Genomic DNA, 13,005 nt, shown 5'->3' on the forward strand with positions numbered 1-13,005 from the left:
TCAAAGCTCAAGGCGCACAGGCCGGCGATGATAGCGCAGCCGGCGCCTTGAACGCTTAAGCGAGGCTTAAGAACCTGCTTTCTGCAACTTCAGATCCAGCAAACGCCAATCGGCATAACCCGACTCGTTGATTGGCAGCTGCTGTATCGAGCAATCGAAACGGTAGAGAACATCGTCGCCGAGCATATTACGACCGGTGACGGTATTGGTGATGGTGTAGGTCTGCTCCTTGAACAATTTGCTGTTGGTTTTCGGTTGCTGGGTAATGGCCGCCGCTGCCGGAAAACGCATGGCGCGCTGGACGAACGGAACGCACATGACCGCTGCCATCACCGATTTATCGGCATTTGGGTCGGTGCCCATCATCTGGCGCAACGTCGTGAAGTTTTTGCCCAAACCGTCTTCGAGCTTCTTTTCCGACATCGAAGTCGCCATGCGCTGGCTGTAGAAAGGCATGAGCGCGGAGTCAGGCGGGGAAGGCTCGTTCTGTGGTTTGCTGGCAACGTAGGCCGGCAGGTTGCTGGACGACGCAGCAGGCGCAGGCGCAGGTGCAGGTGTTGGCACTGAAACAGGCGCGGGTGCAGGTGCTGCAACAGGAGCGGACTCGGCTTCAGGCATCACCGCATTGGGCGAGGGATTCTGCACCACGGTTTTTTCGGCCTGGTTTTTTTCCGGTTCGTCTGCCATCGGGTACAACGACAGCGTGATGGAAAGCATCACCAAGGCCACAATGACACCGCCCGCCGCGCCAACGATATTGCCGTAGAAAATATTCCAGTTACCGCGGTTTTTCACCACCCAGCGCCACATGAAACCCCAGACTGCGACAAAAGCCAGTAAGCGTAAAAACTCCATTCGATCCTTTCCTTAACTCTTCAAATGCCTGATTTCAACGCCCCATGGTGAACGCTGACAATGGACGGCAAGATAGCAAAATAGTAGCGTCGCGCCACTGCCTCATCCACGTAACGGAATACACATGCCCGCTTTCGCTTCAGCCTCGCGCCTGCTCTGCGCAATCACCTTCGCCACCGTAATGACTCCGGCGCTTGCCGGCTGGGATGAAACCCCGGAGGTCGCCTGGAAAGGCTACCTCTCCGATTGTCAGGGTTTTCAGGACGTAGTGAACAAGGTTCAAAGCGCGACCATGACGACCAGACAAGCGATGAACCGCGTCGACAGCTTGAATCACACGCTTTACGTCCATCGCGATCACCTCGCCCAGGCAAGCCTTGCCTCTCCCGAATATGCCCGTTGCGAAAACGTCATCGCCCAGGCGTTCGAGATACGGAACAAGGAAGAGCCGGTCCTGGTCGCAGAGCTTCAGGAGCAATACTTCAAAGCTCAGGCCGAACACGAGAAGTCCCCGGAATACAAACGCGCCCGCGCTCTGGGCTTTAGCGACGTCGGCGGCATCGGCAAGCTCAAGGAACTCGCCGAGGAATCGGAAACGGATGGCGAAGCGTATCTGAAGACGTTGATGATTACGGTCGACTGGCAATGCGGCCGACATTTGCGCGCCGTGCAATACGTCAAACCCTATGTGGTCTACGTCGTCGGCCCCAATTCGGGCAGCTGCGCCGTCTATAAGGAAGTCGCGGTGCTGGGCGGAGCAATGGTAGAGAGGGGCGACCCCATCGACGAGGACTTGATATTCCAGTACGTGGGATGGAAGAAACTGAAGGGCGCGGGTGGGTTTCCGATCAACATTCGAGTGGTAAAAGTGCGCAAGTGATCTACGGGTTTTTTCCTCAGCCTGAGTGTGGGCAAAAGATTGCGCGTCTGATTACAGAATGTCCTTCAAATAACCCTTGAGCGCGAGGAGCGGCTGATCGAGTTGCTCCAGCGACTGCGCCTGACTGAAGTCGGCTGACAACTTGTGCAGTTCACGTCCGAGCGGTTTATCGACACCGCCCAGTGCATCCAGCGCCAGATCCAGGCATTCATTCATCTTGAATTGAATGGTCTCGATATCACCACGTTTCACCAACAACTCGAAAATGTCTTTCTGGTAATCACCCATGACCATATCGTCCCGCAGGATCGGGCTCAGGCCTTCTTCCTCGTAAGCGAGCTTGAGGGAGAAAAGGGCGACTGTTTCCAGAGAGGTTTCCATGGTGTTGATCCTTGGGTTTTTCGTCGGACGAGAAGCTGAAGATCAAGAGATCGCAGCCTGCGGCAGCTCCTACATGGATAGGAGGCTTTATTGCAGGCGAAAAAAAAGGCCTTGCTAAGCAAGACCTTTCTTAATTTTGGTGCCCCGAGGGAGACTCGAACTCCCACTCCTTTCGAAAACGGATTTTGAATCCGCCGCGTCTACCAATTCCGCCATCAGGGCTCAATGGCGGCGAAGTATAGAGATGAGATTACCGTCGGTCAATCAGGTACATAGAGAATTTTCAATATTTCCGCTAGACTTTCCGGCCCTGCTAGACGAACCCCATCATGCGCGTTGCTGACTTTACTTTCGAGCTCCCTGATTCGCTGATCGCCCGCCACCCTTTGGCCGAGCGTCGCGGTAGTCGCCTGCTGACCCTTGATGGGCCGAGCGGCGCCCTTGCACACCGTCAATTCACTGATTTGCTTGAGCATTTGCGCCCGGGCGATTTGATGGTGTTCAACAATACCCGGGTGATTCCGGCGCGGCTGTTCGGGCAGAAAGCGTCCGGCGGCAAGCTGGAAATCCTCGTCGAACGCGTGCTCGATTCGCACCGCGTGCTGGCCCATGTGCGCTCCAGCAAGTCGCCGAAGCCGGGTTCGAAGATCCTTATCGACGGTGGTGGCGAAGCTGAAATGATCGCGCGTCACGATGCGCTGTTTGAGTTGGCCTTCGCTGAAGAAGTGCTGCCGCTGCTCGATCGCGTCGGGCACATGCCGTTGCCTCCTTATATAGACCGTCCGGACGAAGGCTCGGATCGCGAGCGTTATCAGACCGTGTACGCCGAGAAACTCGGTGCGGTGGCGGCGCCGACTGCAGGGCTGCATTTCGATCAGTCGCTGATGGAGGCGATTGCCGCCAAGGGCGTCGAGACCACGTTCGTTACGCTGCACGTGGGCGCCGGTACATTCCAACCGGTTCGCGTCGAGAAGCTTGAAGATCACCACATGCACACCGAGTGGCTGGAAGTCGGCCAGGACGTGGTTGATGCGGTCGCCGCGTGCCGTGCGCGTAGTGGTCGGGTGATTGCGGTCGGCACGACCAGCGTGCGTTCGCTGGAGAGTGCCGCGCGTGATGGTGTGCTCAAGCCGTTCAGTGGCGACACCGATATCTTTATCTTCCCGGGCCGACCGTTCCATGTGGTCGACGCCCTGGTGACCAATTTCCATCTGCCGGAATCCACGCTGCTGATGCTGGTTTCGGCATTTGCCGGTTATCCCGAGACCATGGCTGCCTACAAGGCTGCCGTCGACAACGGTTACCGCTTTTTCAGCTACGGTGATGCGATGTTCATCACCCGCAATCCCGCACCTACTGCCCCTAAAGAAACCGGCCCAGAGGAAACAGAATGAGTCGCGAATGTCGCATGTCCTTTGAGCTCCTTGCCACCGATGGCAAGGCCCGTCGTGGTCGTCTGACCTTCCCGCGTGGCACCGTCGAGACCCCGGCTTTCATGCCGGTGGGCACGTACGGCACGGTCAAGGGCATGTTGCCGCGAGACATCGTCGCCACTGGCGCAGAAATGATTCTGGGCAACACCTTCCACCTGTGGCTGCGTCCCGGCACCCAAGTGATCAAGGAACACGGTGACCTGCACGATTTCATGCAGTGGAAAGGCCCGATCCTCACCGACTCCGGTGGCTTCCAGGTATTCAGCCTGGGCGCGATGCGCAAGATCAAGGAGGAGGGCGTGACCTTCGCCTCTCCGGTCGACGGCGCCAAAGTGTTCATGGGCCCGGAAGAGTCGATGCAGGTTCAGCGCGATCTCGGCTCGGACGTTGTGATGATCTTCGACGAATGCACGCCGTACCCGGCTGACGAAGACGTCGCGCGCGTATCGATGGAGTTGTCGCTGCGTTGGGCTCAGCGCTCGAAAAACGCCCACGGTGAAAACACCGCAGCGTTGTTCGGCATCGTGCAGGGCGGCATGCACCAGGATCTGCGCAAGCGCTCGCTCGAAGGCCTCGACAAGATCGGCTTCGATGGCCTGGCCATCGGCGGTCTGTCGGTAGGCGAGCCGAAGCACGAGATGATCAAAGTTCTGGATTATCTGCCGGGCATGATGCCGGCTGACAAACCTCGTTACCTTATGGGCGTTGGCAAACCGGAAGATCTGGTTGAGGGTGTGCGCCGCGGTGTGGACATGTTCGATTGCGTGATGCCAACCCGTAATGCCCGCAATGGGCATCTGTTCATTGATACAGGCGTGCTGAAGATCCGTAACGCGTTTCATCGCCATGATGAATCGCCGCTGGATCCGACCTGCGATTGCTATACCTGCCAGAACTTCTCTCGCGCTTATCTGCATCACCTGGACAAGTGCGGCGAAATGCTGGGAAGCATGCTCAATACCATCCATAACTTGCGCCATTATCAGGTGCTGATGGCTGGTTTGCGCGAGGCTATTCAACAGGGTACATTGGCCGCCTTTGTCGATGCCTTCTACGCCAAACGCGGGCTCCCCGTTCCGCCTTTGGACTGAGTTTTCTGACCCCAAGATTCAACATTTGCAACTGGAGTGCTAAATGAGCTTTTTTATCTCTAACGCCATGGCTGACGCGGCTGCACCGGCTGCTGCCGGCCCAATGGGCGGCGGCTTCGAGTGGATTTTCCTGGTCGGCTTCCTGGTCATCTTCTACCTGATGATCTGGCGTCCACAGGCCAAGCGCGCCAAAGAGCAGAAGAACCTGCTGAGCAGCCTTGCGAAGGGCGACGAAGTTGTGACCACTGGCGGCATCGCCGGCAAGATCACCAAAGTTGCCGATGACTTCGTGGTTCTGGAAGTTTCCGACACCGTGGAAATGAAGTTCCAGAAAGGCGCCATCGCCGCCACGCTGCCAAAAGGCACGCTGAAAGCGATCTAAGGGCAACAACTTCTACTCAATCGACGGGGCGCGCAAGGCGCCCCGCGTCATAACGGGCGGCGTGATGCTGAACAAATATCCTCTGTGGAAATACATTCTGATCCTGGCGGTGCTGGCGATCGGTCTGATTTATTCCGCTCCGAATCTATACCCCGATGACCCGGCCATTCAGATCAGCGGCGCCAGCACGGCCCTGCAGGTCAATCAAGCCGATCTGGACCGCGTAAGCACCGCGCTTCACGAGTCCGGCATCAACGTCAAGGCAGCTACGCTGGCGGCAAACGGCAAGGGCGGTCTGATCCGTCTGAGCAAGGCTGAAGATCAGTTGCCGGCCAAAGACGTTGTACGCAAGGCCTTGGGTGATGACTACGTCGTCGCGCTGAACCTCGCACAGACCACCCCGCAATGGCTGCGCAACCTCGGCGCGCACCCGATGAAGCTGGGTCTGGACTTGTCCGGTGGTGTGCACTTCCTGCTGGAAGTGGACATGGACAAAGCCCTCGATGCACGCCTGAAAGTCTACGAAGGCGACGTCAAGAGCCTGCTGCGCAAAGAGAAACTGCGTTATCGCAGCCTGCCGCAACTGGGCGGTGCCATTCAGTTGGGCTTCAGCGATGAAGACTCCCGCGAACAGGCCCGTGCACTGATCCGCAAGAACTTCAACGATTTCGACATTGTTCCGGCCGACCTCAACGGTCAACCGGTGCTGCGTCTGGCGATGACCCCGGCCAAGCTGGCGGAAATCCGTGAATACTCCATCAAGCAGAACTTGACCACGGTACGTAACCGCGTCAACGAGCTGGGTGTTGCCGAACCGATCGTTCAGCGTCAAGGCGCCAACCGCATCGTGGTTGAACTGCCAGGCGTGCAGGACACTGCCGAAGCCAAGCGTATCCTCGGCAAGACGGCCAACCTTGAGTTCCGTCTGGCTGCAGAGCCTGGCGCTTCTAAAGCTACCTCCGAAACTTTCGAGTTCCGTGAAGGCAAGCGTCCGCCGGCACAGATCGAGCGTGGTCTGATCATCACTGGTGACCAGGTCACTGACGCCAAGGCTGGTTTCGGCGAACACGGCACGCCTGAAGTGAACATCCGTCTGGATGGTCACGGTGGTGAGCTGATGAGCCGCGCAACCCGTTCGAACGTCGGTCGCAGCATGGCGGTGATCTTCATCGAACAGCGTCCGGTCACCACTTACGTCAAGCAAGTGGTCGACGGTGTCGAGAAAGACGTCGCGGTGCAAACGTTCAAGGAAGAGAAGAAGATCATCAGTCTGGCGACTATCCAGTCGCCACTGGGTGCTCAGTTCCGCATCACTGGCCTGAACGGTCAGGGCGAGTCCTCCGAGCTGGCGCTGTTGCTGCGTGCCGGTGGTCTGGCGGCGCCGATGTACTTCGCTGAAGAGCGCACAATCGGCCCGAGCCTGGGTGCTGACAACATCACCAAAGGTATCGATGCGTCGCTGTGGGGCATGCTGTTCGTGTCGCTGTTCATCATCGCCATCTACCGCTTCTTCGGCATCATTGCCACTGTCGCTCTGGCAGTGAACATGGTGCTGCTGCTGGCCTTGATGTCACTGCTGGGTGCAACGCTGACCCTGCCGGGTATCGCCGGTATCGTGCTGACCATGGGTATGGCGGTCGACGCCAACGTGCTGATCTTCTCGCGGATTCGTGAAGAGATCGCCGCCGGCATGACCGTGCAGCGTGCAATCAACGAAGGCTTCGGCCGGGCATTCACCGCGATTCTCGACGCCAACCTGACTACCTTGCTGGTTGGCGGGATTCTCTTTGCCATGGGCACCGGCCCGGTCAAAGGTTTCGCAGTGACCATGTCCCTCGGGATCTTTACCTCGATGTTCACGGCCATCATGGTGACCCGCGCAATGGTCAACCTGATCTTTGGCGGACGTGACTTCAAGAAGTTGTGGATTTAAGGGGCTGCCATGTTACGTACAATCAACTTCATGGGCGTTCGCAACTTCGCGTTCGGCGTCACAGTGTTTCTTACGGTACTGGCTGTTTTCAGTGTCTTCCACAAGGGCATGAACTGGGGTCTGGACTTCACCGGCGGTACGCTCATTGAGCTGACCTACGAGCGTCCGGCCGATGTCACCAAGGTTCGTGAAGAGCTGGTGACTTCGGGTTACCACGAAGCCATCGTGCAGAGCTTCGGTGCAACCACCGATTTGCTGGTGCGCATGCCGGGTGAAGACCCGCAACTGGGTCATCAGGTCGCGGAAGCGCTGCAGAAACTCGGTGGTGACAACCCGGCGACGGTCAAGCGTGTCGAGTTCGTTGGCCCGCAGGTCGGTGAAGAGCTGCGCGACCAGGGCGGCCTCGGCATGCTGCTGGCGCTCGGCGGCATCCTGATCTACCTGGCTTTCCGCTTTCAGTGGAAGTTCGCGGTCGGCGCCATTGTTTCGCTGATCCACGACGTGATCGTGACCATCGGTATCCTGTCGTTCTTCCAGATCACTTTCGACCTGACGGTGTTGGCGGCGGTGTTGGCGATCATCGGCTACTCGCTGAACGACACCATCGTCGTATTCGACCGGGTGCGTGAGAACTTCCGTGTGCTGCGCAAGGCAACGCTGATCGAGAACATCAACATCTCGACCACTCAGACCCTGCTGCGGACCATGGCGACTTCGATCTCCACCCTGTTGGCAATCTCGGCACTGCTGTTTTTCGGTGGCGACAACCTGTTCGGTTTCTCCATCGCCCTGTTCATCGGTGTGCTGGCGGGTACTTACTCGTCGATCTACATCGCGAACGTGGTGCTGATCTGGCTGAACCTGAGCACCGAGGATCTGATTCCTCCGGCGAACACCGAGAAGGAAGTCGACGACCGTCCATAACGGCCATCGTTTTCCCGGCTGTCAGCCCAACAAAGGCGCGAGTTGAACTCGCGCCTTTTTTTATGCTCCAAGGCTGGGAGAAGCGCGGGCATGTCCCGCATGTGATGGTCAGGAGGTTCATGTGAACAAGTCGTTGCTGGTTGGTGCGGTATTGGGTGCTGTCGGTGTGACTGCCGGGGGTGCTGTTGCCACCTACAGCCTGGTTAAAAGCGGCCCTGAGTATGCGCAAGTGTTGGCCGTCGAACCGGTTAAAACACAGATCAAGACTCCACGTGAAGTGTGCAAGGATGTAGCCGTGACCCGCCAGGCGCCGGTCAAGGATCAGCATCAGATTCTCGGCACTGCAATCGGTGCGGTAGCGGGCGGTTTGCTGGGTAACCAGATCGGCGGCGGCACCGGCAAGAAGATTGCCACGGTGGCTGGTGCGGTCGGTGGCGGTTATGCCGGTAACAAGGTGCAGGAAGGTATGCAGAACCGCGACACCTACACCACGACCCAGACTCGCTGTAACACCGTGAATGACATCAGCGACAAGGTCGTCGGTTACGACGTGCGTTACTCGCTGGATGGCAAGGAAGGTAAAGTGCGTATGGATCGTGATCCGGGCAACCAGATTCCGGTCGACAAGGAAGGCAAGCTGATCCTGTCGCAGAATGAGCCAGGTCAATAAAAGACCGACCGTTTAGAAAGAAGCACCCTGCGGGGTGCTTTTTTTGTGCTTACAAAAGCCCGATTCCTGTGTAGGAGCTGCCGAAGGCTGCGATCTTTTGATGTTGGTTTTTAAAAAAACAAAGATCAAAAGATCGCAGCCTTCGACAGCTCCTACTGGGTGTGATGGAGGATTTCAGGCAATAAAAAAGCGCCCCGAAGGGCGCTTTTTTTGTTTCGCGTAACGCTTAGCGCTTCAGCGAAGCCGGCAGGTGCGGCTGGATCGCCGTCAGCACTGCCTTGAAGCATTTGGTGTTGCCGGCAACGATGTGGCCTTTTTCAAGGAAATCGTGACCGCCGGTGAAATCGCTCACCAGGCCGCCAGCTTCTTGAATCAGCAGGGCGCCTGCAGCCATGTCCCACTCGGACAGGCCCGACTCCCAGAATGCATCGAAACGACCGGCAGCTACGTAAGCCAGGTCCAGGCTCGCCGAGCCAGCGCGACGGATGCCGGCAGTCTGGCCAACCAGGGCGCGGAACATGCCCAGGTAGTTTTCCAGGTTGTCCATCTGGTCGTCACGGAACGGGAAGCCGGTACCCAGCAGGGCGCCGTCGAGGCTGGTGCGACCGCTGACGCGCAGGCGGCGACCGTTCAGTTGAGCGCCGCGACCACGGCTGGCGGTGAATTCTTCCTGGCGAACCGGGTCCAGAACCACTGCGTGTTCCAGGCGACCGCGGTATTTGCAGGCGATGCTGACAGCGAAGTGAGGAATGCCGCGCAGGAAGTTGGTGGTGCCGTCCAGCGGATCGATGATCCACAGGTACTCTTCGCCTTCGATGCCGGTACCGGCGTGCATGCCGGTCTCTTCGCCGCGGATCGAGTGGTTCGGGTAAGCCTTGCGCAGCGCGTCGATGATTTTCTGTTCAGCGGCGCGATCGACCTCGGATACATAATCCTTGGCGTCTTTTTCGTCGACCTTGATGGTATCCAGGCGCTCGATGGAGCGGAAGATCAGTTCACTGGCGCTGCGGGCGGCGCGCAGCGCGATATTCAGCAGGGGCTGCATGGATGTGTCACCTAAGGTTGTTAAAGAAAGCCGCGCATTCTATCAGAACTTTTCTTCAGGTGAAGGACGCTGTTCGCTTTCATAGCTTAACGGTAGGCTGTTCTGTAAGATTTGCACCCCTTTCCTGTGTCCGAGAGCGCCTCCCTTGCTGCAGAACATTCGTGTCGTCCTGGTCAATACCAGCCACCCCGGCAATATCGGCGGGGCCGCGCGCGCCATGAAAAACATGGGTCTGTCGCGACTGGTGCTGGTCGAACCGCGCCTGTTTCCGCATCACGAGGCCGATGCTCGCGCCTCTGGTGCCGGTGACATCCTTGAAAACGCACAAGTCGTCGCCACCCTGGAAGACGCCTTGGTTGGCTGCAATCTGGTGCTCGGCACCAGTGCCCGTGATCGCCGCATTCCGTGGCCACTGCTGGATCCGCGCGAGTGCGGCACCAAAGTGGTCGAGGAGGCCGGGCAGGGCGCCGAAATTGCTTTGGTGTTCGGTCGTGAAGATTCCGGCCTGACCAATGACGAGCTGCAGCGATGTCACTTTCACGTGCACATCCCCTCCGACCCTGAGTTCAGTTCGCTGAACCTCGGCGCGGCGGTGCAGGTGTTGAGCTACGAAGTGCGCATGGCCTGGCTGGCCGCACAAGGTCAGCCGAGCAAGATCGAGAAAGAAGAAGTGGCTTCGGTGAAAAGCGCCGAGCTGGCGACCATGGATGAGCTGGAGCGCTTTTACGAGCATCTGGAGCAGACGCTGGTCGCCATCGAATTCCTCGATCCGGAAAAGCCACGGCACTTGATGGCGCGCCTGCGCCGGTTGTACGGACGCAGCTCGGTCAGCCGGGCGGAAATGAATATTTTGCGTGGCATCCTCACGGAAACCCAAAAAGCGGCCCGTGGTGAGCTTCTTAAGCGGAAGGACTAAATGATGTTTGAGCGTTTGCGTGAAGATATCCAGAGCGTTTTCCATCGAGACCCGGCGGCGCGTAACGCTTTTGAAGTCCTGACCTGCTACCCCGGCATGCATGCGATCTGGATTCATCGATTGGCCGGCATGCTGTGGCGCAACGAGTTGAAATGGCTGGCGCGGCTGGTGTCGAACTTCGGTCGCTGGTTAACCGGCATCGAGATTCATCCGGGCGCCAAAGTCGGTCGACGTTTCTTTATCGACCACGGCATGGGCATCGTCATCGGTGAAACCGCCGAGATTGGCGATGACGTGACCATCTATCAGGGCGTGACCCTCGGTGGCACCAGCTGGAACAAAGGCAAGCGCCACCCGACGCTGGGTGATGGTGTGGTCGTGGGTGCGGGCGCCAAAGTACTTGGCCCGTTCACCGTGGGCGCGGGTGCCAAGGTCGGCTCCAACGCTGTTGTGACCAAAGAAGTACCGCCGGGCGCCACCGTTGTGGGCATTCCCGGGCGGATCATCGTCAAATCCGACGAAGAGCAGGAAACCAAGCGCAAGGCCATGGCCGAGAAGATCGGTTTTGATGCCTACGGAGTCAGCGAAGACATGCCCGACCCGGTGGCGCGCGCCATCGGTCAGTTGCTCGATCACCTGCAGGCGGTGGACGGGCGTCTGGAAGGCATGTGTGGCGCGCTGAAGGATCTGGGCAGCAATTACTGTGCGAAAGATCTGCCTGAGCTGCGTGAAGAAGACTTCGCCTGCGTCAAAGGCAAAGACGAATCCAAGGCCAGCTAGCGCCCCTGTAGGAGCTGCCGAAGGCTGCGATCTGTTGATCTGGTAAAGAGCAAAATCAAAAGATCGCAGCCTGCGGCAGCTCCTGCAGTGGCATCCGTCAGCGGGTGTGCCATTAGGCCGCAGAGCCTGCTATCATTCGCGCGCTCTTTTGCGGGTAATCCTGACTAAAGTACTAGGTCTTAAAGTTGACTTAAATACTCGGGAATTGCATACTCGCCCCATTCTGAACTCCGTGGTAACTGTCCATGCGACTGACTACAAAAGGCCGATACGCCGTGACCGCCATGCTTGACCTGGCGTTGCACGCGCAGCACGGGCCCGTGTCCCTGGCCGATATCTCCGAGCGCCAAGGCATCTCCCTGTCCTACCTCGAACAGCTGTTCGCCAAGCTGCGCCGCAGCAACCTGGTTTCCAGCGTTCGCGGTCCGGGTGGTGGCTATCAGTTGTCCCGCGACATGCAGGGCATCCAGGTCGCCCAGGTGATCGATGCGGTAAACGAATCGGTCGATGCGACCAAATGCCAGGGCCAGGGCGATTGCCATTCCGGCGACACGTGCCTGACCCATCATCTGTGGTGCGATTTGAGCCTGCAGATTCACGAATTTCTAAGTGGTATCAGCTTGGCTGATCTTGTAACTCGCCGTGAGGTGCAAGAAGTAGCCCAGCGTCAGGACCAGCGCCGTTGCAACAGCAAGGCGCCACGCCTGGACAAGATTGAAGCGTCCGCCGTCGAATGACAGCCAAAGAGCTAGCGGCACGCCAGCCCTGATTTAGGAGATAGTCCATGAAATTGCCGATTTACCTTGATTACTCTGCGACCACCCCGGTCGATCCGCGCGTTGCGCAAAAAATGAGTGAATGCCTGCTGGTTGACGGAAACTTCGGTAACCCGGCGTCCCGTTCCCACGTATTCGGCTGGAAAGCTGAAGAATCCGTCGAAAACGCCCGTCGTCAGGTGGCCGATCTGGTCAACGCCGATCCGCGCGAAATCGTCTGGACCTCCGGTGCTACCGAATCCGACAACCTGGCAATCAAGGGCGCGGCGCATTTCTACGGCTCCAAGGGCAAGCACCTGATCACCTCCAAGATTGAGCACAAGGCTGTCCTCGACACCATGCGCCAACTGGAGCGTGAAGGTTTCGAAGTGACTTACCTCGAGCCAACTGAAGACGGCCTGATCACTCCGGCGATGATTGAAGCGGCACTGCGCGAAGACACCATTCTGGTCTCCGTGATGCACGTGAACAACGAAATCGGCACCGTCAACGACATCGCCGCGATCGGCGAGATGCTCCGCGCCAAGGGCATTCTGTTCCACGTCGACGCTGCTCAGTCCACTGGCAAGGTCGACATCGACCTGCAGAAACTGAAAGTCGACATGATGTCGTTCTCCGCCCACAAAACCTACGGCCCTAAAGGCATCGGCGCGCTGTACGTCAGCCGCAAGCCGCGTGTGCGCATCGAAGCGACCATGCACGGCGGCGGTCACGAGCGTGGCATGCGTTCCGGCACCCTGGCGACCCACCAGATCGTCGGCATGGGCGAAGCGTTCCGCGTCGCCAAAGAAGACATGGCGGCCGAAAACGTTCGTATCAAAGCGTTGAGCGACCGCTTCTACAAGCAGGTCGAGCATCTGGAAGAGCTGTACGTCAACGGCAGCCTGACCGCCCGCGTTCCGCACAACCTGAACCTGAGCTTCAACTACGTTGAAGGCG

14 protein-coding genes and 1 tRNA gene are annotated in these 13,005 nt (G+C 58.3%); 11 read left to right on the forward strand and 4 right to left on the reverse strand.

Annotated features, from left to right (window positions below; translation table 11 throughout):
• Window positions 1–66 precede the first annotated feature (66 nt).
• Window positions 67–810: a hypothetical protein gene (locus tag ACIPZE_RS27565; RefSeq protein ID WP_400776552.1), complete on the reverse strand. Its 744-nt coding sequence runs from the start codon at window positions 808–810 to the stop codon at window positions 67–69.
• Window positions 811–979: 169 nt separating this feature from the next.
• Here ACIPZE_RS27565 and ACIPZE_RS27570 point away from each other — a divergent pair, with 169 nt between their 5' ends.
• Window positions 980–1,735 carry a hypothetical protein gene (locus tag ACIPZE_RS27570; protein ID WP_129395395.1) on the forward strand — a complete coding sequence of 252 codons (756 nt, stop codon included), beginning with the start codon at window positions 980–982 and terminating at the stop codon, window positions 1,733–1,735.
• Between the two features lie 51 nt (window positions 1,736–1,786).
• Here ACIPZE_RS27570 and ACIPZE_RS27575 read toward each other — a convergent pair whose 3' ends face one another.
• A complete protein-coding gene (locus ACIPZE_RS27575; RefSeq protein ID WP_129395394.1) occupies window positions 1,787–2,116 on the reverse strand; it encodes a hypothetical protein in 330 nt (109 codons plus the stop codon).
• Between the two features lie 137 nt (window positions 2,117–2,253).
• Window positions 2,254–2,338 (reverse strand) — tRNA-Leu (locus ACIPZE_RS27580).
• A gap of 107 nt (window positions 2,339–2,445) precedes the next feature.
• Between ACIPZE_RS27580 and queA the strand changes: the two genes are divergently transcribed.
• The 6 genes from queA to ACIPZE_RS27610 all read left to right on the forward strand — a co-directional run bounded on the left by queA (window position 2,446) and on the right by ACIPZE_RS27610 (window position 8,549).
• Window positions 2,446–3,510 (forward strand): tRNA preQ1(34) S-adenosylmethionine ribosyltransferase-isomerase QueA, encoded by a 1,065-nt coding sequence (gene queA / locus ACIPZE_RS27585; protein WP_400776555.1) that lies wholly within the window; start codon window positions 2,446–2,448, stop codon window positions 3,508–3,510.
• A 14-nt stretch (window positions 3,511–3,524) separates the two neighbouring features.
• The gene (gene tgt, locus ACIPZE_RS27590; RefSeq protein ID WP_164979451.1) at window positions 3,525–4,640 is read left to right on the forward strand and encodes a tRNA guanosine(34) transglycosylase Tgt; all 1,116 of its coding nucleotides are present in this window, start codon (window positions 3,525–3,527) and stop codon (window positions 4,638–4,640) included.
• A 43-nt stretch (window positions 4,641–4,683) separates the two neighbouring features.
• On the forward strand, window positions 4,684–5,022 hold the full coding sequence (gene yajC, locus ACIPZE_RS27595; RefSeq protein ID WP_003227923.1) for a preprotein translocase subunit YajC: 339 nt from the start codon (window positions 4,684–4,686) through the stop codon (window positions 5,020–5,022).
• A 64-nt stretch (window positions 5,023–5,086) separates the two neighbouring features.
• Window positions 5,087–6,955, forward strand: a complete 1,869-nt coding sequence (gene secD / locus ACIPZE_RS27600) for a protein translocase subunit SecD (protein ID WP_283439380.1) — start codon at window positions 5,087–5,089, stop codon at window positions 6,953–6,955.
• A gap of 9 nt (window positions 6,956–6,964) precedes the next feature.
• The gene (gene secF / locus ACIPZE_RS27605) at window positions 6,965–7,879 is read left to right on the forward strand and encodes a protein translocase subunit SecF (RefSeq protein ID WP_129395390.1); all 915 of its coding nucleotides are present in this window, start codon (window positions 6,965–6,967) and stop codon (window positions 7,877–7,879) included.
• 121 nt (window positions 7,880–8,000) lie between these two features.
• A complete protein-coding gene (locus tag ACIPZE_RS27610; RefSeq protein WP_064118923.1) occupies window positions 8,001–8,549 on the forward strand; it encodes a glycine zipper 2TM domain-containing protein in 549 nt (182 codons plus the stop codon).
• A gap of 226 nt (window positions 8,550–8,775) precedes the next feature.
• Here the strand turns inward: ACIPZE_RS27610 and suhB are convergent, their stop codons facing one another.
• On the reverse strand, window positions 8,776–9,594 hold the full coding sequence (suhB, locus tag ACIPZE_RS27615; protein ID WP_400776559.1) for an inositol-phosphate phosphatase: 819 nt from the start codon (window positions 9,592–9,594) through the stop codon (window positions 8,776–8,778).
• 145 nt (window positions 9,595–9,739) lie between these two features.
• Here suhB and trmJ point away from each other — a divergent pair, with 145 nt between their 5' ends.
• The 4 genes from trmJ to ACIPZE_RS27635 all read left to right on the forward strand — a co-directional run.
• Entirely contained in the window at window positions 9,740–10,510 is a 771-nt protein-coding gene (gene trmJ / locus ACIPZE_RS27620; protein ID WP_008084663.1) for a tRNA (cytosine(32)/uridine(32)-2'-O)-methyltransferase TrmJ, read from the forward strand.
• 3 nt (window positions 10,511–10,513) lie between these two features.
• Window positions 10,514–11,290, forward strand: coding sequence for a serine O-acetyltransferase (gene cysE, locus ACIPZE_RS27625; protein ID WP_129395389.1), 777 nt, complete (start codon window positions 10,514–10,516; stop codon window positions 11,288–11,290).
• A 245-nt stretch (window positions 11,291–11,535) separates the two neighbouring features.
• Window positions 11,536–12,027: a Fe-S cluster assembly transcriptional regulator IscR gene (gene iscR, locus ACIPZE_RS27630; protein WP_003227911.1), complete on the forward strand. Its 492-nt coding sequence runs from the start codon at window positions 11,536–11,538 to the stop codon at window positions 12,025–12,027.
• 47 nt (window positions 12,028–12,074) lie between these two features.
• The coding region (locus ACIPZE_RS27635; RefSeq protein ID WP_400776561.1) for an IscS subfamily cysteine desulfurase at window positions 12,075–13,005 on the forward strand (931 nt) is incomplete at its 3' end.

The organism is Pseudomonas sp. NPDC089741, assembly GCF_044748825.1.
GTDB lineage: Bacteria > Pseudomonadota > Gammaproteobacteria > Pseudomonadales > Pseudomonadaceae > Aquipseudomonas > Aquipseudomonas helmanticensis.